The sequence below is a fragment of the Acinetobacter sp. AOR43_HL genome (assembly GCF_027854635.1).
In the GTDB taxonomy this organism is placed as follows: domain Bacteria; phylum Pseudomonadota; class Gammaproteobacteria; order Pseudomonadales; family Moraxellaceae; genus Acinetobacter; species Acinetobacter pittii.
Genome location: NZ_JAKTHX010000007.1, coordinates 163,696 through 184,360, shown reverse-complemented (window position 1 = coordinate 184,360; position 20,665 = coordinate 163,696). Strand labels below are relative to the sequence as shown.

General features: G+C 38.4%; 19 protein-coding genes. 13 read left to right on the top strand and 6 right to left on the bottom strand.

All coding sequences use genetic code 11. The annotated features are described in order from the left end of the window. Nucleotides 1-45: 45 nt before the first annotated feature. Complete coding sequence (locus MKL33_RS03350) at nucleotides 46-939, bottom strand: LysR family transcriptional regulator (RefSeq protein WP_057086081.1); 894 nt, start codon at nucleotides 937-939, stop codon at nucleotides 46-48. A 90-nt stretch (nucleotides 940-1,029) separates the two neighbouring features. Between MKL33_RS03350 and aceI the strand changes: the two genes are divergently transcribed. Then, entirely contained in the window at nucleotides 1,030-1,464 is a 435-nt protein-coding gene (gene aceI / locus MKL33_RS03345) for a chlorhexidine efflux PACE transporter AceI (RefSeq protein ID WP_005073799.1), read from the top strand. Between the two features lie 65 nt (nucleotides 1,465-1,529). Here the strand turns inward: aceI and MKL33_RS03340 are convergent, their stop codons facing one another. Then, the gene (locus MKL33_RS03340; RefSeq protein WP_013197427.1) at nucleotides 1,530-3,101 is read right to left on the bottom strand and encodes an acetyl-CoA C-acetyltransferase; all 1,572 of its coding nucleotides are present in this window, start codon (nucleotides 3,099-3,101) and stop codon (nucleotides 1,530-1,532) included. Nucleotides 3,102-3,336: 235 nt separating this feature from the next. Here MKL33_RS03340 and MKL33_RS03335 point away from each other — a divergent pair, with 235 nt between their 5' ends. From MKL33_RS03335 to MKL33_RS03325, 3 genes are all read left to right on the top strand, one after another. Next, nucleotides 3,337-4,728 (top strand): 3-oxoacyl-ACP reductase, encoded by a 1,392-nt coding sequence (locus MKL33_RS03335; protein WP_013197428.1) that lies wholly within the window; start codon nucleotides 3,337-3,339, stop codon nucleotides 4,726-4,728. Nucleotides 4,729-4,802: 74 nt separating this feature from the next. Beyond that, nucleotides 4,803-5,657, top strand: a complete 855-nt coding sequence (locus MKL33_RS03330) for a MaoC/PaaZ C-terminal domain-containing protein (protein ID WP_270906452.1) — start codon at nucleotides 4,803-4,805, stop codon at nucleotides 5,655-5,657. Nucleotides 5,658-5,728: 71 nt separating this feature from the next. Further along, nucleotides 5,729-6,988: a serine hydrolase domain-containing protein gene (locus MKL33_RS03325; RefSeq protein ID WP_057086079.1), complete on the top strand. Its 1,260-nt coding sequence runs from the start codon at nucleotides 5,729-5,731 to the stop codon at nucleotides 6,986-6,988. Nucleotides 6,989-7,035: 47 nt separating this feature from the next. Here MKL33_RS03325 and MKL33_RS03320 read toward each other — a convergent pair whose 3' ends face one another. Continuing rightward, nucleotides 7,036-7,614 carry a TetR family transcriptional regulator gene (locus tag MKL33_RS03320; protein WP_005306446.1) on the bottom strand — a complete coding sequence of 193 codons (579 nt, stop codon included), beginning with the start codon at nucleotides 7,612-7,614 and terminating at the stop codon, nucleotides 7,036-7,038. A gap of 125 nt (nucleotides 7,615-7,739) precedes the next feature. Between MKL33_RS03320 and amvA the strand changes: the two genes are divergently transcribed. The 6 genes from amvA (at nucleotide 7,740) to MKL33_RS03290 (ending at nucleotide 16,686) form a co-directional block, all read left to right on the top strand. Next, nucleotides 7,740-9,218: a multidrug efflux MFS transporter AmvA gene (gene amvA / locus MKL33_RS03315; RefSeq protein ID WP_270906451.1), complete on the top strand. Its 1,479-nt coding sequence runs from the start codon at nucleotides 7,740-7,742 to the stop codon at nucleotides 9,216-9,218. Nucleotides 9,219-9,483: 265 nt separating this feature from the next. Then, complete coding sequence (gene cpaA / locus MKL33_RS03310; protein WP_270906450.1) at nucleotides 9,484-11,265, top strand: metalloendopeptidase CpaA; 1,782 nt, start codon at nucleotides 9,484-9,486, stop codon at nucleotides 11,263-11,265. 22 nt (nucleotides 11,266-11,287) lie between these two features. Beyond that, on the top strand, nucleotides 11,288-11,920 hold the full coding sequence (cpaB, locus tag MKL33_RS03305; protein WP_270906449.1) for a metalloprotease secretion chaperone CpaB: 633 nt from the start codon (nucleotides 11,288-11,290) through the stop codon (nucleotides 11,918-11,920). 123 nt (nucleotides 11,921-12,043) lie between these two features. Further along, complete coding sequence (locus MKL33_RS03300) at nucleotides 12,044-14,131, top strand: DNA polymerase III subunit gamma/tau (RefSeq protein ID WP_270906448.1); 2,088 nt, start codon at nucleotides 12,044-12,046, stop codon at nucleotides 14,129-14,131. Between the two features lie 144 nt (nucleotides 14,132-14,275). After that, nucleotides 14,276-14,428: a hypothetical protein gene (locus tag MKL33_RS03295; RefSeq protein WP_153301268.1), complete on the top strand. Its 153-nt coding sequence runs from the start codon at nucleotides 14,276-14,278 to the stop codon at nucleotides 14,426-14,428. A gap of 29 nt (nucleotides 14,429-14,457) precedes the next feature. After that, entirely contained in the window at nucleotides 14,458-16,686 is a 2,229-nt protein-coding gene (locus MKL33_RS03290; protein WP_270906526.1) for a phosphocholine-specific phospholipase C, read from the top strand. A gap of 48 nt (nucleotides 16,687-16,734) precedes the next feature. On the opposite strand, the gene MKL33_RS03285 is transcribed toward MKL33_RS03290, so the two are convergent. Beyond that, nucleotides 16,735-17,169, bottom strand: a complete 435-nt coding sequence (locus tag MKL33_RS03285; RefSeq protein WP_270906447.1) for an acyl-CoA thioesterase — start codon at nucleotides 17,167-17,169, stop codon at nucleotides 16,735-16,737. Continuing rightward, on the bottom strand, nucleotides 17,169-18,326 hold the full coding sequence (locus tag MKL33_RS03280; protein WP_270906446.1) for an iron-containing alcohol dehydrogenase: 1,158 nt from the start codon (nucleotides 18,324-18,326) through the stop codon (nucleotides 17,169-17,171). Before MKL33_RS03280 ends, MKL33_RS03285 begins: the two co-directional genes overlap by 1 nt. 341 nt (nucleotides 18,327-18,667) lie before the next feature. Between MKL33_RS03280 and MKL33_RS03275 the strand changes: the two genes are divergently transcribed. After that, complete coding sequence (locus MKL33_RS03275) at nucleotides 18,668-18,997, top strand: YcgJ family protein (RefSeq protein ID WP_182924259.1); 330 nt, start codon at nucleotides 18,668-18,670, stop codon at nucleotides 18,995-18,997. A 289-nt stretch (nucleotides 18,998-19,286) separates the two neighbouring features. Continuing rightward, the gene (locus MKL33_RS03270) at nucleotides 19,287-19,517 is read left to right on the top strand and encodes a hypothetical protein (protein WP_213689601.1); all 231 of its coding nucleotides are present in this window, start codon (nucleotides 19,287-19,289) and stop codon (nucleotides 19,515-19,517) included. A gap of 181 nt (nucleotides 19,518-19,698) precedes the next feature. Here the strand turns inward: MKL33_RS03270 and MKL33_RS03265 are convergent, their stop codons facing one another. Beyond that, the gene (locus tag MKL33_RS03265; RefSeq protein WP_032038133.1) at nucleotides 19,699-20,166 is read right to left on the bottom strand and encodes a winged helix-turn-helix transcriptional regulator; all 468 of its coding nucleotides are present in this window, start codon (nucleotides 20,164-20,166) and stop codon (nucleotides 19,699-19,701) included. A gap of 62 nt (nucleotides 20,167-20,228) precedes the next feature. Between MKL33_RS03265 and MKL33_RS03260 the strand changes: the two genes are divergently transcribed. Further along, nucleotides 20,229-20,456, top strand: a complete 228-nt coding sequence (locus tag MKL33_RS03260) for a tautomerase family protein (RefSeq protein ID WP_002115197.1) — start codon at nucleotides 20,229-20,231, stop codon at nucleotides 20,454-20,456. Nucleotides 20,457-20,665: the final 209 nt, after the last annotated feature.

Sequence of the window (20,665 nt, the reverse complement as noted above, 5' to 3'; positions counted from 1 at the left end):
TTTCAAAGAAAAACGTTTAGGTTCTGCATCTAATTTGAAATATTTTTAAGGCAGTGGTTGCATTCGTTGCTTACGGATATGTTCAATCAAAAATCTAGCAGCGGCACCAAGTTCACTTTCCCGGCTCCATACTAAGTCGACATAATATTCAAAACGGGGAGTGAAATCTAATAAATCCAATACTTTAAGCTTGTTTTTTAATTCAGGGTTTTCTTTAAACATTTCTTGAGGAAGAACACCCCAACCTAGATTGCGTAAAATCATTAAACAAGCAGAGTGGTGATTGTCTGTACGCCAGTAATGTTTCGAAAATAGCAATTCAGGTTTTAAAGTTTCATCTCGGCTTGCAACTACAATTTGTCGTGTAGTAAGGATTTGTTCATAAGAAACCTGATTTTGGCTTGCGAGGGGATGGCTATTTGAAATAACCGGAATTAAAGCCTCACGTTTAAGTTCTACAAATTGTTCTCTGTTATCTAGGTGTTCGCGTTCAAACATCAGTGCAAGTTGGGCAGAGCCATCTAGTAACATTTGAAGTGCATCTTCTTGAGGAGCAGACACAATATTAATTTGTAAGTCTGGAAAACGACTTTCTAAAAGACAAATATAGTCGGTCCAATTGGTGTGTAAAAGTTCAGAGACAATCACAAGAGTTAAATTGGCTTCTAACCCTGTACTTAACGCGTGAGCATGTTGTTTCCATTGATTCATCTCAATTAAAAGCTGAGATGTCTTTTCGTATAACACCCGTGCTTCGTCAGTAGGGACGGGTTCACGGCCTTTACGGTCAAATAAAGTCAAGTTCAGATCAATTTCTAAGTTGGCAATAGACATGCTTACAGCCGAAGGAACTTTTCCAAGTTTACGTGCTGCTGCTGAAAAAGAGCCGGTTTCAATCACGGCCTGAAACATGAGTAGTTGTTCTTGATTAATATTCATCTGTCAAAAAAACTGAAAGAACCTGATTGGATTAATCAATATTATAAAAATAAAATGCACATTATCCAAGTTATTATTGAGTATTTAAAAATGTTGATTTCCAAGAGAAGGCTCATTCATGCAATCAGTTATGAAGGAATTTTATTGGTCATCATTGCGATTGCATTAAGTTTTATTTTTGATATGCCGATGGACGTAACCGGAACACTCGGTGTGTTTATGGCAGTTGTTTCAGTTTTCTGGAATATGATTTTTAACCACTATTTCGAAAAAGTAGAGCATAAATATAATTGGGAAAGAACGATCCCTGTACGGATTTTACATGCAATTGGTTTTGAAGGTGGCTTGTTGATTGCAACAGTACCGATGATTGCATATATGCTCCAGATGAGTGTCATTGATGCACTTATTTTAGATATTGGTTTAACTTTATGTATTTTGGTTTATACCTTTATTTTCCAGTGGTGTTATGACCATATCGAAGATAAGTTTTTCCCAGATGCTAAAGCAGCATCACTTCATTAAAAATTAAGTTATTAAACTAAAAAAGCACCCATCAGGGTGCTTTTTTTTAAAAGTGAATCGTAAAATTATTTCTCTACGATTGCTACAACGCCTTCACCACCTGCTGTACAGATTGAGATTAATGCGCGGCCTGAACCTTTTTGATTAATCAATTTAGCAGCAGTTGCCAAGATACGACCACCAGTTGCAGCAAATGGATGGCCTGCACCTAAAGATGAACCATTTACGTTCAGTTTAGAGCGATCAATTGAACCTAAAGGTGCATCTAAACCAAGACGTTCTTTACAGAACTTTTCATCTTCCCAAGCTTTCAACGTAGACAACACTTGAGATGCAAATGCTTCATGGATTTCGTAGAAATCGAAATCTTGAAGTTTAAGGTTTGCACGCTTAAGCATACGAGGCACTGCATAAGCTGGAGCCATCAATAAGCCTTCTTTAGGGCCATTTTTACCAATGAAGTCCACAGCTGCTGTTTCAGAGAAAGAAAGGTAAGCTAAAACTTCATGACCGTTTTCTTTTGCCCATTCTTCAGAAGCAAGCAATACAACAGAAGCACCGTCTGTTAATGGAGTTGAGTTACCTGCTGTCATTGTTGCAGTTTCGCCTTTACCGAAAACTGGCTTCAATTTAGCAAGTTTTTCAACTGTGCTGTCTGCGCGTAAGTTGTTGTCACGGTTAAGACCTAAGAATGGAGTGATTAAGTCATCAAAGAAACCACGCTCATAAGCAGCAGCAAGTTTTTGATGGCTGCTTGCAGCTAACTCGTCTTGCGCTTCGCGAGTAATACCCCATTCTAAAGCAGTAATTGCTTGGTGCTCGCCCATTGAAAGGCCAGTACGTGGTTCACCATTGCTTGGCGCATCAAGAAGCTTTTTAAAATCAATTTTTGTTAATGCTTTAAGACGGTCTTTACCAGTCTTAGCAACATTGAGCTCAAGTAAAACTTTACGTAAACCATCACCTACAGCAATCGGCGCGTCAGAAGTTGTGTCTACACCACCTGCAATACCTACATCGATTTGACCAAGTGCAATTTTGTTTGCAACAACAAAAGCTGCTTGTAAACCTGTACCACAAGCAATTTGAATGTCATAAGCAGGAGTTTCAGGAGCAAGATCTGTGCTCAATACAACTTCACGAGTCATGTTGAAGTCACGGCTATGTTTTAAAACAGCACCCGCAACGACTTCACCAATACGCTTACCTTGTAAGTTAAAGCGCTCAACCAAACCATTCAATGCTGCTGTCAGCATGTCAGAATTAGACGCTTTAAAATAAGCAGTATTTGAACGTGCAAATGGAATACGGTTGCCACCAATAATTGCAACGCGGCGAACAGTGTTTTGGCTCATGGTTTTATCCTGTTGAACAGAAGTTTTGGTTTTTGTTGCTTTTGGTGCTGCAACTACATTATTAGAAGATGTAGATGGGGTTGCTGTAGCAGCGCTCTTATTACGAGGGCTACGTGCAGGTGCAGTCGTTGAACGAGTACGTGTCGTTTTTGGAGTATTAGTTGCTGCTTTAGGAGTTGTGCTGTTACGCTTAGCCGTGTTAGAAGCCGGCTTTGATGTATTTGACACTTTTTCCTCAGCAGAATTCTCGACTGCTGGATTTTCTTGAGTTGTCTTGCTCATAAGGCTTTTCCAAGCATATTAACGATATTCTTATAAGCTACATTAACACAATTCAAATAGACCTGTATTGACTAGAATGACATTGTAGATAGCATTCAGGTCAAGACATCCAAAGATGAACTCAAGTATGATTTGGAGTAACTCTAATGAACGACTGATTTCATATTGTTGCTATTCATCTCATAACATAATGAAGCCTGTCGTAGAAAATTCATTTCTTTGAGAGATAATAATCATGACTGATCAATACCAAGCATTTACACAATCTCCTATTGGTAAATTCGTTGTTAAAAATCTGGGTTTACCATCACCAGTTGCATTAGAGCGTTTTGAAAGTGCTCAGCCAGTAGTGAATGGTGCAGTATTGGTTGGCGCAGCGCCGTCAAGTGTATTGTCTGGTGCGATTGCACAAGTACTTAGTAATATTCATGCTGACAGCTATGTAGGCAATAATGTTGCATTACAACAAGAAGCTGCAAAAGTTGGTTTAAATTTACGCCCATTCAATGCAGGCGACAAAGAATCAAAATTCAAAGCAGTAGTATTTGATGCTTCTGGTATTCAAAACTCAGAACAGTTAAACGAACTTTATAAATTCTTTAACCCGATTGCACGTCAAGTTGCGACTTCTGGTCGTGTTATTGTCATTGGTACAACTCCTGAAACTGCAAAAACTGTAAAACAAGCGATTGCTCAGCGTGCACTTGAAGGCTTTATCAAATCTGTAGGTAAAGAATTTAAAAAGGGTATTACTGCGCAAGTGGTCTATGTTGATGAAGGTGCTGCTGCAAACCTTGAATCAACTTTACGTTTCTTGCTTTCTCCACGTTCAGCTTATGTATCTGGTCAAGTTGTTCGTATTTCTAAAGCAGATGTAGTTGATGTTGATTGGGCAAAACCACTTGCTGGAAAAACTGCATTAGTAACTGGTGCGAGCCGTGGTATTGGTGAAGCAATTGCACATGTGCTTGCACGTGATGGTGCTCATGTTATTTGTTTAGACGTACCACAACAACAAGCTGACCTTGACCGTGTAGCTGCTGACATTGGTGGTTCTACATTGGCAATTGACATTACTGCTGCCGATGCAGGTGAAAAAATTAAAACTGCTGCGGCAAAACAAGGCGGTTTAGATATTATAGTTCATAACGCAGGTATTACTCGTGACAAAACTTTGGCAAACATGAAGCCAGAGCTTTGGGACTTAGTAATTAACATTAACTTGTCTGCTGCTGAACGTGTAAATGACTACTTGTTAGAAAATGATGGTCTAAATGCAAATGGCCGCATTGTTTGTGTATCATCAATTAGCGGTATTGCTGGTAACCTTGGTCAAACTAACTATGCTGCATCTAAAGCAGGTGTGATTGGTCTAGTTAAATTTACTGCGCCTATCTTAAAAAATGGTATTACCATTAACGCAGTAGCACCGGGCTTCATCGAAACTCAAATGACTGCTGCGATTCCATTTGCAATTCGTGAAGCTGGTCGCCGTATGAACTCAATGCAACAAGGTGGTTTACCTGTTGATGTAGCAGAAACAATTGCATGGTTTGCATCAACTGCTTCTACAGGTGTAAACGGCAACGTTGTACGTGTGTGTGGTCAAAGCTTGTTGGGCGCTTAAGCACTTTTAGCTAAAAAGGGGTGCTTGTGCATCCCTTTTTTATTCAAGAATCTATAAATTATAAAAGGTTAGGTATGAATACTCGTCATTTTAGCCAGCTACCAAAAGCGGCATTAGCTTACCCAAAAGTGGTACAAGGTTTAATTTTTAAAAAGCCGAAAGGTCCAAAAATCTTACCGCAAGTTGAATATGTGGTAGATACTCTAGAAATTGATCAGAGTCATCTCAAAGCTTATAACGAAGTATGTGGCTTTCAAAATAATGGCTTTGTACCTGCAATTTATTTGGCTGTGCTTTCTCAAAGTTTGCAAATGCACATGATGACGGCAGAAGCCTTTCCATTTCCAATTTTAGGTTTAGTTCATATCCGTAACCAGATTAAACAAACCAGACCAATTGGGGTAACTGAAAAACTAACCTTGTCATGTAAATTTGGGGAACTAAAACCGCATGATAAAGGTGTTCAGTTTGACTTTATTACCACGGCAAAAGTTGGCAATGAAGTGGTGATGGAAGGCTTAACGACTTATTTATCTCGTCAAAAAGTTGAGAAAAGAGTGGGTGAGAAAGCCAAAGAAGAACAAGCTCCAGCTTATGTTCCAAAGGCAGAGTGGGATATTTTAGAAAACACAGGCCGCCGTTATGCGAAAGTGTCTGGAGATTTTAACTTAATTCATATTCATGCTATTACAGCAAAAGCATTTGGCTTTAAACAAGCCATTGCGCATGGTATGTGGAGCAAAGCTAAAGCGCTAGCGAACCTCGAATTACCAAATGCTTATGAAGCAGATGTGTGGTTTAAGCTACCAATGTTTTTACCATTAAAAGTTGAGTTTTTAACTGCCAATGCAGATAAAAAAACTGATTTCTTGATTCTTAATGCGAAATCGCAAAAACCGCATGTTGCAGGAACTGTAAAAGCATTATAAAAATATCAGCAGCCTGAACAGATGTTTGGGCTGCTTTTGAGTAAAATAACAAAAAATGCAAGGAACTTCATGTGATTAAAGAAATTTTACTGGCCGATACCCATAACTATCACGGTATTTTAGATGAACGTTTTATTGATTTAGCTCACCAATTTAGCCGTCTTCAAGATGCTAGAACAGGACAAGGTGGAGCTGCATTAGCGGTTTATTTTAGAGGCCAGAAAGTTGTAGATATCTACACCGGTCTAAAATCACAAAATGAAGCTTGGCAACCTGACACTTTGGCAGTTTGCTACTCTACAGGTAAGGGTGTACTTGCAACCTTAGCGCATATTTTAGTAAGTGAAGGTTTTTTAGAATACGACAAACCGATTGCGACTTATTGGCCTGAGTTTGCTCAAAATGGTAAAGAGCAAATGACTTTACGTCATGTGCTAAGTCATCAAAGTGGTATGTTTGATATTCGAAATATCATCGAAAGTGCGAGAGAAATGCTCGACTGGTCTCATATGTTAAATGTGATTGCAGCGACTAAGCCAAGATTCCTTGTAGGAGAGGGTAATGCTTATCAAGCTTTAACATTTGGCTGGCTTGTCGGTGGTGTACTTGAAAAAGCAACTGGTCAATCTTTAGATCAGCTCATGCGCAATTATCTTGTTGAACCGTTACAGTTAGATGGAGCATATTTTGGAACGCCTGCAAATGAGTTGGATCGTGTAGCACGTTTAATTATTCAACCAAAACCAGAAAAACCAGCGTCTACTCAAGTTGAAAAACCTAAAAAGCCACAGACGCGCAAGAGTTCACTCTCTGAAAAAATGATTACGTGGACTGGACAAGACCCTCAAGACTTTCAAGATGCCATGATTCCAAAAGGAATGAAACATCTTAGTTTCTTTAGTGACGAGGGATTGCAAGCAGTTATTCCAGCGGCGAACGGCACTTTTACTGCAAATAGTCTTGCTAAAATTTATGCGATGCTGGCAAATCAAGGTGAATGGGACGGACAGCAAATTATTCGCCCAGAAGTATTTAAAGAGCTCAGCACCATCCAAAGTTATGCACGTGATCGTGTTATGCCAATTCCGATGAATTGGCGCTTAGGATATCACCGCATTATTACCATGGGTAAACGCGCTAAAAATGGCTTTGGGCATATTGGTTACAATGGTTCAGGAGCATGGTGTGATCCTGAGCGTGATCTCAGCTTTGCTTATACTCATAACTTCCAGATTGGTTCAATCACAGGCGATTATCGTTTGTGGGGACTGACTCAAGAAGCCTTACGTTGCACCGACCAAATTTTAAAAGGTCGTAAAGGCTGGTTCTAATTTGAGTATTTTAAAGCTGGCATTCTAATCAATGCCAGCTTCTATATTTATAATAATTCTAGGCGAATAATCGCTTCGGTATGGCGCTTGAAGTCTTCTTCAGCTAAACCTTGTAAACCAAGTTGATAAATACCTTCTAATCCGCACACAAAAGCAATGAGCCGCCAAGCTATGTCTGTTGAATTAGATATATTTTTAAATTCACCTTCTTTTTTACCAGATTCAATCGCTTGCACAATTGTTTGATGCCAATTCTGCATGGCAAGGTTATAAGCCTTTCGTATTTCAACATCTTGTTCAATTAAGAGTTCTGCCTCATTCCATAAGCGTAAGTAGGGCTGAAGTCTATCTATGTTTTCTGCGCCTAATAAGATGAATAGCCTTTGAAATTGGCTAGTCGTTTTTAGGGTTTGTTCAATTTCATCAAGCTGTTCCATGAGCTTTAAAAAAGCTTCAGCTTTTAAATGAGATGCCGAAGAAAAATGATGGTGAACTTGTCCGGTAGACGTTTGTGCTTCTGTTGCGATTCGGCGTACCGTCATGGCTGTAAAACCTTCAGCCAAAGCAACTTGCATGGCAGCTTGTAGAATCATTTCTCTGCGTTGATCGCGATTAAGATAGGCCATGTTTCTTTCACCTGACTGAATTCGACACAAATTACATTAAAACTAAAAGTTGGACAAGTGTCCAATTGTGTATATAATAACCATGATTTGAACACATGTCCAAGTTTTGGATATTGAAGAGCGTTATGCAAAAAAAATGGTTAATCCTGACAATTATCGTCCTTATATATTTACCAGTTACGATTGATGCAACGGTGATGCATGTTGCTACACCATCTTTAAGTGCAGCATTGAATTTAACTGCCAATCAGCTTTTATGGGTCATTGATATTTATTCACTGATTATGGCGGGTTTGATTTTGCCGATGGGTGCACTTGGTGATCGTATTGGCTTTAAAAAATTATTATTTATTGGAACTGCAATTTTTGGAGTCGGTTCCTTAGCTGCGGCTTTTTCTCCAACAGCTTATGCCTTAATTGCTTCCCGCGCTGTTTTGGGGCTAGGGGCAGCGATGCTTATTCCTGCCACTTTATCAGGCATTCGTAATGCTTTTACCGAAGAAAAGCAGAGGAATTTTGCACTTGGTCTTTGGTCTACAGTGGGTGGTGGCGGAGCAGCTTTTGGTCCATTGGTTGGTGGATTTGTACTAGAACATTTCCATTGGGGGGCTGTATTCCTCATCAATATCCCGATTATTTTAGTGGTTCTGGTCATGATTGCGATGATCATTCCGAAACAACAAGAGAAAACTGATCAGCCAATTAACTTAAGGCAAGCTTTAGTTTTGGTTGTAGCCATTTTAAGCCTGATCTATTCAATCAAATCGGCGATGTACAACTTCTCGGTACTTACAGTCGTGATGTTTGTGGTTGGTATAAGTACTTTAATCCACTTCATTCGAAGCCAAAAAAGAACGACCACGCCAATGATTGATCTGGAGTTATTTAAACATCCAGTGATTTCTACCAGCATTGTCATGGCCGTGGTTTCCATGATTGCTTTGGTTGGGTTCGAATTACTCTTGTCTCAAGAATTGCAGTTTGTGCATGGATTTTCTCCCTTACAGGCAGCCATGTTTATTATTCCATTCATGATCGCAATTAGTTTAGGTGGTCCATTAGCCGGAATCTGTTTAAATAAATGGGGGCTTAGACTTGTATCTACTGTTGGTATTTTAATAAGTGGATTTAGTCTATGGGGACTTGCCCAGCTCAACTTTTCGACCGACCACTTTTTAGCATGGACGTGTATGGTCTTTTTAGGTTTTAGCATTGAGATTGCCTTACTGGCTTCAACTGCTGCAATTATGTCATCCGTTCCACCTCAAAAGGCAAGTGCAGCAGGTGCGATTGAAGGTATGGCCTATGAGCTTGGCGCTGGTTTAGGTGTCGCTATTTTCGGGTTAATGTTGTCTTGGTTTTATAGCCGCTCAATTATTTTACCAGCAGAGCTTCCATCGAACTTAATTGAAAAAGCGAGTATCTCGATTGGTGAAACCATGCAATTAGCTTCTAACCTTGAAAGCCCTTTGGGAGGGCAATTAATTGCAGTTGCTCAGCAAGCTTTTAGCTATGCGCATAGTTGGGTGCTTACAATCTCCGCCATTTGTTTCTTCCTTTTAACTGTATTTGTCTGGTTTAGCTTTCCAAAGAAAGTAAATTAAGAAATTCAAAATAGAGGATAAAAAGAGAGATGATCTTTCTTTTGATCCTTCAATATCTTTTTAATATTTTCTTCATATCGAAAATTGGTTATTTAATTCTCATAAACAAACTATTATTTAATAGGTTTCATGTTTTTATTTCAAAATGATTCAATATTCATGTAATTGAAATTTAATGAAAAATGAATTGATCGAAAATTGACTGTAAAAAAATGGTTTGTTAACCTGCTATTCGAAAATCTAAAAACAAATAAAAGAGGCTGCTGTGAATTTTAAATTAAAAACATCACTCATTATTGGAGCAATTGTTGCGTCTTCAATTGTATATGCCGCAACTGTACTTTCACCAAATCAGAATAATAATAGTGGATCAATTCCATCTGGTTATTCAGATTTAGAATTTTCTTTAGCAAATGGGAATTGGGTCAAAAATCTCTCTTTACCGACAAGCGCTAATAATTTGGACAAGATTACAGTTCGTTCTAGTGCCGCTTATAGTAGTTATTTAGATACTTCTAATACGAATATCCCGTTAGAAGTATTGAAGATAAATAGTGGAGATGTTTATCAATTTATCTTTAATAGCAGTCAAAATAAATGGATCGCTCAGTTAGCAACAGTGAGTCCTACCAATGGTGCGACTTATGAAGTCGTTTCATTAACAACTGCATCAATGCAAAAAATACTTATTCAGAATGACAAATGGGCACAAACCATTGCATTACCGAGTGATGTCCGTGATGGAACAACCGTACAAGTTATTTCTACAGCAAGTACAAGTTCGGAGATTGATAAAACAAACTTACTATTCCCAAGCAGTTTTATATTAAAAAATGGATCTGAATATTGGTTTAAATATTATTCTGCTTTAGGAAAATGGGTTCCTGAATATATAAAGCCTCAGAAGCTAAATGTTCAGCAAATTGGAACGTCATTAGCGACAGTTAATAGTCCACTTACCGAAATTGCATTTGGAGATGGAAACTGGGTTTCCAATTTCACTTTGCCGACCACTGCAAGTGATAGGGATAGAATTATTATCAAGTCTACTGCAACTTGGTCTGCAAAAATTAATAACAGCAATATTAATAGCCAAGCGACTTTAACGCTTAAAACAGGCGATCAATATGAGTTTATGTATGTAAGCGACAAAGGATATTGGCAGCTGATCTCTTCACCAACAAAGGTGATTGATTCTACAGCAACAATCCCAGCAACTCTACCGAATATGACGCAGCCCACTTTAAAGGTGAAACTGTCTACATCAAATTGGCAACCGACCTTGCAACTACCTGCTAAAGCTCAAGTCGGCGATAAAGTTGTTATTGTGTCTAATGCATCGGCAGACACCTATATTAATGCCGCTAATGGCTTGTCTACCGCAATTAAAAATGGTGAAAATCGCCGTTTTATTTATACCGCTCAAGGCTGGACAGTAGATAGTTATACAATTGATATGTTGTTGGTTTCTAGCCCGGAGGTAAACTCAATTTTAGGAGAAAGCGCTGCAAAACTTAGAATGATTGAAGGCGTAAATTTAACGAATTTAACTGCTGAAAATTCGAATGCACGTTTTTATTTAAGAGATGTAGGTTATCTAACTTATAAAATCCCTGCTACCACTTTAAAAGAAGCAATCTCGACTGGACGAGATGACACCACGGTACAAAATGAGCGTAAACGTGTATTGGCAGACGGAGTTTATTATCAAGGTAATGAACCTGGTGACGGTGGTTGTGGTTGGGCTTGGATTAATGCTTCTGCATATAACATGATTGGCGCAAATGATATTGCAGGTTGTTCTTTCGCTGCTATGCGTCATGAAGTTGGGCATAATCTTGGTCTTTACCATAATGGTTCAACCAATATTGGTTCAGGCTTTGCTCATCCTTTAGGAAGTACAGCAATGGGTGGTAATAACATTAATTTTTATTCGAGTCCCTATCTATATAACCCTAAATATGGAGTACGTTTAGGTGTAGAAGGAAAAATTGATGCGGTTAGTGTCATTAACCTGAACGCACAAAAAATTTCTCTATATAACTAATCTCTATTTTTAGCTGTAAATAATGAAGAAAAATAAATTGTTAATAGGAACTGCTATCGCTTGCGTGGCGTTAGCAGTTTTACTCTGGTTTGCCTTTTCACAGCAAAGCTCTTCTGCTTTAACGTCGTCTTCAGAAAATGGGCAAGGGACTGGGCAAAAACTGGCAGATAATCAGAATGAATTGGCTCGTCAAAATATACTGAATTTGAGTCCGTCCGAAAAAGAAAGATTGTCTCAGCAACAGATTGTTTTTAATGAAATAGAAAAGGATCAACTGCCTTCTAATGTTAATTTTCCACTAATTAAAAATGCAGAAGGTATGGTCATTAAATATGATCCAAATGTGATTGAGCTTAAAAAAGTGGGTGACACTGTTAAGTTTCAAATGTTGGAATATGGCATTAATCGCACTGGCAAAATTGTAGAGATCGAACCTGTTGACCAAGATATTGTTCGGTGGACCGGTAAATTTGATCAGGGCGATCCGAATCAGAATTTCTTTACCATTACTCAAAGTCAAAAAGACCATTATACGATCATGCAAATTTTTACCGAGAAGGGAAATTATTCGGCTGAAATTAAGGATGGTGTGGGGCTAGTGCAAACCATGGATGAGGGTGTTACAGATCAGGAGTTACACCATGATCATCCTTAGACAAATAAAAGGTTCTGGTAGAGAAAAGAAGCCAGTTCGCAGTTTATCTGTACGGATATGAGCTTTATGCGTTCACACTCTTTTAAAAACAAAGTATGCTTATGCCTGTAAAAAGGAGCATACATGTATCAAGTACTTGCTAGAAAATACCGTCCACGTAATTTCAATGAGTTAGTGGGGCAAAACCATGTTTCTCGTGCATTAAGTAGTGCATTGGAACGCGGTCGTCTTCACCATGCTTATTTATTTACAGGAACGCGTGGTGTAGGTAAAACTACAATTGCACGTATTTTAGCCAAGTGTTTGAACTGCGAAACAGGTGTGACTTCTACTCCATGTGAAGTCTGTGCAACCTGTAAAGCAGTAAACGAAGGGCGTTTTATTGACCTGATCGAAATTGATGCTGCTTCAAGAACAAAAGTAGAAGATACACGTGAACTTTTAGACAACGTTCCGTATGCGCCAACGCAAGGACGTTTTAAGGTTTACCTGATTGACGAAGTACATATGCTATCAACGCATTCTTTTAATGCGTTATTAAAAACACTAGAAGAACCACCAGAACACGTTAAGTTTCTGTTTGCAACGACTGACCCACAAAAGCTACCGATTACGGTCATTTCACGTTGTTTGCAATTTACTCTACGACCTTTAGCCGTTGATGAAATTACCAAGCATCTTGGCGCTATTCTTGAAAAAGAGCAAATTAATGCTGATCAGGATGCAATTTGGCAAATTGCAGAATCTGCCCAAGGTTCACTGCGTGATGCATTATCTTTAACTGACCAAGCCATTGCTTACGGGCAGGGTTCTGTACATCACCAAGATGTTAAAGAAATGCTTGGTCTAATCGACCGTACGATCATTTATGATTTGATTTTGGCGATTCATCAAAACCAACGTGAGAAAGTTAGTCAGCTTTTATTGCAATTTAGACATCAAGCATTAGACGTTTCACTTGTGCTTGATCAGTTGATTTCGACATTGCATGAATTGGCAATTTTGCAATATCTACCTGATTTGAGTTTGAAATATAGCGATGAAATCAATCGCAAGATCATGCAACTGTCTAAGCTGATTTCTGCTCAAGATTTACAGCTATATTACCAAATCGCATGTAAAGGTCGTTCAGACTTGCAACTTGCCGTGACGCAAGAGCAAGGTTTTGAGATGTGCGTTTTACGCTTATTGGCATTCCGTCCTTTAGCGCCAAATGAAATTGTGGTATCAGAGCTTGTTCAACAAAATGGACAAGCAGAAGTAGGTCTAAATTCACAAGCTCAGCCAACAGTCCAAGAGATTACTCCAGTAAATACGGTTCAACCTGTTGAAGTTATTAACCAGCCCGCTATGGTTGAACCTGAACCTGAACCTGAACCTGAACCTGAACCTGAACCTGAACCTGAACCTGAACCTGAACCTGAACCGCAGTCTAATCAGGATTTAATGGTATTTGACCCAAATCATCATGAGCTGATTGGGCTTGAGTCAGCAGTTGTTCAAGAGACTGTTAGTGTTCTAGAGGAAGATTTCATTCCTGTACCAGAACAAAAGTTAGTACAAGTGCAGGCAGAAACACAAACTAAAAATATTGAACCTGAACCAGCTTTCACTGCTGAATCTCAAGGTTTGTTTGAGACATCTAGCGCTTTTTCCCTTGGTCAAGATGTGCCTATAACTCCTGATTTGGCTTCTGAACCTGTTATTGAGCAGCAGTCATTGGTGCAGGCTGAAGTTGTTGAAACAGTTGCCGTTGTAAAAGAGCCTAGTGCAACTGATAACGGTCAGTTGATGCCTCAAGATATCTTGAAGCTTTCTCCTCAAGTTTTGGAAGGTGAGTGGACACTCGAAAAGTGGGAATATTGGTTTAGAAATAGTCAGCTTTCTCCAGCCGTTCAAGAACTTGCTCAACATGGTGTGATGACTGGTGAAATTGGTGGCAATACTATTTTCCATATTCCTCAAGAATATGAAAATATGCTGACCCAATTACAACAAGGCCTTATTGATGCATTAAATGAGCAATGGCCGAATACTCAATTTACAGTTGAATATGGTGCTTTGAAAACATCTACCCCCTATACCATTCAAAGTGCACGTAAAGAAAAAGCCTTTCATAGAGCAGCTGAGCTATTACAGCAACAGCCAGTGATTAAGAGTCTCATAGAAACTTTTGATGGCGAACTACAAAATATTCAATTAAAGCCTTAAATTCATCTGATTTTGATCTGGTGCAGAATATGAAAATAATAGACTTTTCATATTTTTCACTGGATTGAAATATTTGGGTCATGTCACTGTCATTGTACTTTTCTATGTTAGCCATTTTAGATTTTAAATGGACTATATATCGTTATGAAAAGGCAATGCACTGGAATAAATAGTTTTAAATATTCATATTTTTTATTAATCGGCGCGATTCTGCTGAGTGGTTGTAACGACTCGGCAAATGATAATTCAAATACACCAGATACAGGTAAAAAGCCTGTAATGCGCTGTGCTCCATAAACTTAAATAATAAAAAGAACCTGATCATGATGATTACACGTCGTAAATTTTTAAATTACTCTTTAAATATGGGTTTTGGTGCTGCGGCATTGGCAACTTTCCCATCTAGTATTCAAAAAGCTTTAGCAATTCCTGCAAATAATAAAACTGGAACCATTCAGGATGTCGAGCACGTTATTATTTTAATGCAGGAAAACCGATCTTTTGACCATTACTTCGGAACACTAAAAGGCGTCCGAGGGTTTGCCGATCGTTTTACGATTCCTTTGCCAAGTGGCCGCCGTGTTTGGGAGCAGCTTAGAAGTAATGGGCAAGTTTTAACGCCTTTTCACTTAGATGGTACAGCCAATAATGCACAGCGTGCAGATGGTACGCCACATACTTGGAACGACAGTCAGCTGGCTTGGGACAATGGGCGCATGGCGAACTGGCCAACTCATAAAACTGATATCTCAATGGGTTATTTTAAAGAAAAAGAAATTCCATATCAGTTTGCGCTTGCGAATGCTTTTACGATTTGTGATGCCTACCATTGCTCTATGCACACTGGAACAGATGCAAACCGTTCTTATCATTTAACGGGTACAAATGGTGCAACACCGACCAAGCGTTCATTTGTAAACAATGAGTGGGACTGGATTGATGGTAACCCAGCGACGGCAGACCGTGGTTATACATGGAAAACTTATGCCGAACGCTTAGAAGAAGCAGGGGTAAGTTGGATTTGTTATCAAAATATGCCAGATGAATGGGGCGATAATATGTTGGGTGCATTTCGTTCGTTTAGAAAGGCCAACATTGCATCTGGCTATCCTGTTTCAAGTGGCGGCGAACCGAATAAGCCATATGCTGATACGGGTCAAAAACTACCTTATAAAGCCTATGATGCTGCGACCGATAATGCTAAAAATCCATTATATAAGGGCATTGCAAATACATTGCCGGGCAATAAACCAGAAGAATATCTTGATGCTTTTAAACGCGACATTCGTGAAGGGAAGTTACCTCAAGTCTCTTGGATTAATGCGCCATCGATTTACTGCGAACATCCAGACCCTTCAAGTCCTGTCCAAGGGGCATGGTTTATTCAAGAAATTATTGATGCTTTAACTGCTGTGCCAGAGGTTTGGAGTAAAACAGCACTTATTATCAATTTTGATGAAAATGATGGTTACTTTGACCATGTACCGTCACCATCAGCGCCATCACGACTTAAAAACGGCCAGTACGCGGGTAAATCGACATTAAGTAGTGCCGATATGCAGGACGAATATTTTGATCATGCTGCACCTGAGGGAAGCCATTCACAGCCAACACCTGATGGACGAGTTTATGGTCCAGGTCCTCGTGTTCCGTTATATGTGATTTCCCCATGGAGCCGTGGTGGTTGGGTGAACTCGCAAGTGTTTGACCATACTTCTGTGCTCATGTTCTTAGAAAAACGTTTTGGGGTTAAAGAGCCGAATATCAGTCCATATCGCCGTGCAGTGTGTGGTGATTTAACTAGTGCATTTAACTTTAAAACACCAAATGCAGATGTTTTACCGCAGCTGAATGGTAAACAAACACGTTTACAGGCTGATGAGTTAAGAGAAAATCAAGAAGCTTTACCAGCTGTGCCTGTACCCACGGATACAAAGTTACCGATTCAGCAAAGTGGTATACGTCTTTCACGTGCGTTACCTTACGAGTTGCATACCAGTGCACGCTGTAAAGCGGATGGCAAAGTGCAATTAATATTCTCTAATACAGGTACGCAAGCTGCGGTTTTTCATGTTTATGACAAGCTCAACTTAGACCGTATTCCAAAGCGTTATATTGTCGAGCCGAATAAAACTTTAGATGATGAATGGGATGCTTTAAAAGATAACTTGGGTCGTTATGATTTATGGGTACTCGGTCCAAATGGCTACCATCGTCATTTCAAAGGGGATACTCAACGTATTATAGATAGTGGCGTTAAACCTGAAATTCGAGTGTGCTATGACATTGCCAATGGTGATGTTTATGTCGAACTTATGAATGATGGTACTAAGGATGCGATATTGACGGTAAAACCGTGTGCATATCGACAAGATGCGCCGTTACAACTTACCGTAAAAGCGGGACAGGTTGTTAAGCAGCATTGGGCTTTGGCCGATGTAGGTCATTGGTATGATTTTGAAATTACCAGTCAGAGTGATCCATATTATTACCGACGTTTTGCTGGTCGAGTCGAAACGGGTGAAGATTCCTTTAGTGACCCTGCAATGATGTAAGCTAAAATGAGGCAAAAAGAGCTGTGTATTTTCTTTTTGCCTCATTTTTTATAATAAGAAATTCTCTAAAACCTCACGAACTGTCTCGGAAATTGGCACAGTCTTACGCGTTTCGCGATCAACAAACACATGCACAAAATGTCCTTGAGCTGAGGCTTGGTTCTGACCTTGTTTAAAGATTGCTAATTCATAACGCAATGAAGTCGTACCGATTTTACCAATCGCAACACCTACTTGAATAATTTCTGGAAATGACAATTCCTGAAGAAAACTACAAGCTGAATCGATCACTAACCCAATTGCTTTTGCTTCATGAATATCAAAACCTGTTTTTTGGATGAGCAAAGCATTGGCCGCTGTATCAAAGTAGCTATAGTAAGTCACATTATTCACATGACCATAAATATCGTTATCTGCCCAACGCGTTTGAATGTCTAAAAAGAATTTAAATTGATCACGGGTTTTTAAAACTGGTTTAGTCATTAATGAATCGCCTGATAAATTGCCAAAGCAGCGGCTTCTGTCATGTCACGTGGGTTATTTTGTAGTAAACGGGTTTGCAACATGGCATCTTGAGCAAGTCGAGGTAAGCTGGACTCGTCAATACCCAAATCACTAAGTCTTAAAGTCAAGCCACTACGGTCTAAGTGGTTCTGCATGTGGTCAATAAACAGATCACACAAGCCATCAGTGCTGCCATTACTATATGGATCGATCCATTGCATAAGCTCCGCATAGTATTTTTTTGCATTGGGCGTATTAAATTTTAATACTTCAACCAACACTAAGGCGTTGGTATGCCCATGCGACAAATGAAAATGTCCACCCAATGGATAAGCTAAAGCATGTACCGCAGCAACGGGTGAGTTTGCAAACGCTTGTCCCGCGAGCATTGAACCAAAAAGCATGTTTTGACGTGCTTCTAAATCATTACCATCTTTAAGAACTTTTGGTAAGTTATGATTTAACAACTTCAAAGCATGCTTGGCTAAAATATCCGTATAAATATTTTTTTTATGTTTAGAAGTATATGCCTCAATAGCATGTACCATCGCATCAATACCTGTTGCAGCGGTAATATGTGCTGGTAGATTTTGAGTGAAAGTAGCATCAAGAATTGCAGTGTCGGCGTAGAGTACTGGAGAGACAATCCCCATTTTTGTCGTCTCACCTGTGGTGACAATTGAAATTGGCGTTACTTCTGAGCCTGTACCGGCTGTAGTAGGAATCAAAATAAGCGGAAGACGAGCTGTAGTGACCTGATTCACGCCATACATCTCTTGCAAACTTTGGGTCTGATTAGGGTGGGCGAGTAAAGCAATAACTTTTGCAACATCTAGAGAACTACCACCACCAAAACCAATAATGGCATCAACATTTTGCTGTTTTGCATAATTGGCTGCATCTAGTACTACTTGTTCAGGGGGATCAGCTTGCACATCGGCATAGATGACATATTCAATGTTGAGGTTATCTAAAATTTGCAGGATGGGACGGTGTAATTGATTTTTAAGCATGCCTGCATCGGTGACTAGCAATAACTTACGGTAAGTTTTTGACGACAAAACATTCTGTAATTCTTGTATAGAGCCTAAGCCAGAGATGATATTTGGAACGGTTTGAAATTGAAAATGGCTCATATACATTATTTCCTTATTTTTGAACATTATTGTTGAATGGTTCTATAAGATTCTATCTCCGAATAAGTTAGCATAAGAAACTTTAAAATAAAGTAGTTCTGAAGTGACTATGCTTTTCTTAAGCCTTGTGCCACCCATAGATAAATACTTTTTTGCAATGTTGGGTCCGACATGTAAGTGAGGATTACCAAAATATTTAAACCCTCGTCGAAAAGTGGGCTTTTTTTTATTTATAGGGTTCTGTAGATTTTCTGGCAAGCTTCTAATTTATATAATGCCTTAACAATTTATAATTTTATCGGTTCTAAAAAGTGAAAATTTCTAAAACTTTTCTTAGTATTATGGGATGTACGTGTTTGATGCTTAGCTCGGCAGCAATCGCGAAAACCAGCTCTAGTGTATATTCGCCTACAAAAGGTGTAATTTGTGACAAATATATTTGTGCTGACAAAAAAGGTGTTTCTAAAAAGCTTACAGCTAAATATTTAGGCACTTATAAAGCGAATAAAGCCTTCTCTCAAGGTGATTTTGATACTTCAGCGTTTACGCTCTCAAATGGTGTGTTCTGTGATACTAAAACAAAACTATGCCATGTCGATCGATACTTTGAGAATGGGCATCGCAGTAAAATTGATAGAACTATGACAGATAAGCTTTTTAAAAATAAATAATTTTTCTATTGCAGAAATGAGGTAAATATCTCTGATAGATGAGTCTATAAAAGTAAAATTAAATCGCAAAAGACCCCGCTAACTATCGACTAATGGCGGGGTTTTTTATTATTAAGTATTTCTGTAATATCAATTTAATAGTATAGGGTGAAAAAATACTAAATGATCAGGGGTAATAATTAATAAGGGAGGGTTTAGTTTTTGGTAGGATCTTTTCTGATTGGGAAGGAAAAAAGGATCTTTTTATTATTAAGAAAAAACATAATTTTTAGGTGGAATTTAAATAGTGATGTACACAATTAGATATGTTCATCGGAACAACACTTACTATATCGCTTCGAACAACGAAGGAAATTTTATTATTCTTGAGTCACTTGATTCAGAGTTTCGTATGGGCCACCAAATTTCATATGATGGTGAAAAAGTATTTAATCTGACACTAAATGATGAAACGGATGCAGTCATTAAACTTGAGAGTAACGAAAAAGGAGTCTATGAGTACTTACATTCAGTTAAGTAAATTGGCTTTTTTATTCTTAAGTATTTCTGTAAGATCCTTCCGTTGCTTTAAACAACAATAAACCTGAATGATCAGCGCAAAAGTCATAAGGGGAAAGCCTACTTGAAAGAGTAGGCTTTTTTTATTTCTTTATAAAAGCATACTGAGGACTTTATGATCAGGGTAGCTGAGTTATAAAAATTTATTTTTTGCTATGAATGAGCTTAAGTTCCAAATTCTTAAAATCTATAACTTGATTAGAAGAATCAACAGGTTTTAATTTAAGTTCATCATCAGTACTCTTATTAAAAACTTTCACCACATCTTTACCAGCTTCAATAAAATTACCGCCAGATTCAAGCATGGCCAGTAAAACAATATTTAGACTTTTGCCTTTTTTAGTGAGTAAGTATTCTTTACGTTCTCGCTCACCAACTTCTTTATAGATTGATAATTCAAATATTTCTAATTGGATGAGATGCTTTAGACGATTAGATAAAATTTGCTTTGATATGCCTGTATTTTCTAAAAAATCATTAAATTTTGTTACCCCATAGAAGGCTTCTCTTAACAAGAGGATCGTCCATCTGTCATTCAATATTTCTGTAATTTTGAAGATCCCACATACATCTACTGGAAATTTATGATCTGGAATAATTTGATTTGACATTAGTAGGAGCTCCAATTAGTATGGGTCTATAATTTAGACCTAGCCTTAATTCAGGTAGCATTATGCCATTTATAAATATACAAACTATAGAAGGTTTACTAGATAAAGATAGTAAGGCTGAGCTTTTCAAGCGAATAACGGATTTATTTGTAGAAATAGAAGGAAAGGGAAATCCTGCTTTTCGTGAACATGTTTGGATCAGAATTGATGAGCATCCTCCTGAACATTGGCAGTTAGGCAGCTTAAGACCAACAAAGGAAATGATTGAATTAATCACTGCATCAAAGTGATGTTTGTAAAGCCCTATAAATTAGGGTTTTATTTTTATTTAATTACTACAAAAATACAAGATTAGCTAATTTATCGTCTGAATTATCAACTTTTAATCTATTGATAAACATTATTTTCCTTTTCAACCCAAGTGAGTTTTGACAAAATGCAACAAGTCATACTGGTCAATTTGGTTCTTATAAACTTATAGTCTGTTAAGATTGTGCAT

Coding starts and splice junctions, on each gene's coding strand:
- MKL33_RS03260 (WP_002115197.1), top strand. CDS start 20,229: ATGCCATTTATAAATATACAAACTATAGAAGGTTTACTAGATAAAGAT.
- MKL33_RS03335 (WP_013197428.1), top strand. CDS start 3,337: ATGACTGATCAATACCAAGCATTTACACAATCTCCTATTGGTAAATTC.
- MKL33_RS03275 (WP_182924259.1), top strand. CDS start 18,668: ATGGGATGTACGTGTTTGATGCTTAGCTCGGCAGCAATCGCGAAAACC.
- MKL33_RS03290 (WP_270906526.1), top strand. CDS start 14,458: ATGATTACACGTCGTAAATTTTTAAATTACTCTTTAAATATGGGTTTT.
- amvA (WP_270906451.1), top strand. CDS start 7,740: ATGCAAAAAAAATGGTTAATCCTGACAATTATCGTCCTTATATATTTA.
- cpaB (WP_270906449.1), top strand. CDS start 11,288: ATGAAGAAAAATAAATTGTTAATAGGAACTGCTATCGCTTGCGTGGCG.
- MKL33_RS03280 (WP_270906446.1), bottom strand. CDS start 18,326: ATGAGCCATTTTCAATTTCAAACCGTTCCAAATATCATCTCTGGCTTA.
- MKL33_RS03300 (WP_270906448.1), top strand. CDS start 12,044: ATGTATCAAGTACTTGCTAGAAAATACCGTCCACGTAATTTCAATGAG.
- MKL33_RS03350 (WP_057086081.1), bottom strand. CDS start 939: ATGAATATTAATCAAGAACAACTACTCATGTTTCAGGCCGTGATTGAA.
- MKL33_RS03265 (WP_032038133.1), bottom strand. CDS start 20,166: ATGTCAAATCAAATTATTCCAGATCATAAATTTCCAGTAGATGTATGT.
- MKL33_RS03270 (WP_213689601.1), top strand. CDS start 19,287: ATGTACACAATTAGATATGTTCATCGGAACAACACTTACTATATCGCT.
- MKL33_RS03330 (WP_270906452.1), top strand. CDS start 4,803: ATGAATACTCGTCATTTTAGCCAGCTACCAAAAGCGGCATTAGCTTAC.
- MKL33_RS03340 (WP_013197427.1), bottom strand. CDS start 3,101: ATGAGCAAGACAACTCAAGAAAATCCAGCAGTCGAGAATTCTGCTGAG.
- aceI (WP_005073799.1), top strand. CDS start 1,030: ATGTTGATTTCCAAGAGAAGGCTCATTCATGCAATCAGTTATGAAGGA.
- MKL33_RS03320 (WP_005306446.1), bottom strand. CDS start 7,614: ATGGCCTATCTTAATCGCGATCAACGCAGAGAAATGATTCTACAAGCT.
- MKL33_RS03285 (WP_270906447.1), bottom strand. CDS start 17,169: ATGACTAAACCAGTTTTAAAAACCCGTGATCAATTTAAATTCTTTTTA.
- MKL33_RS03295 (WP_153301268.1), top strand. CDS start 14,276: ATGAAAAGGCAATGCACTGGAATAAATAGTTTTAAATATTCATATTTT.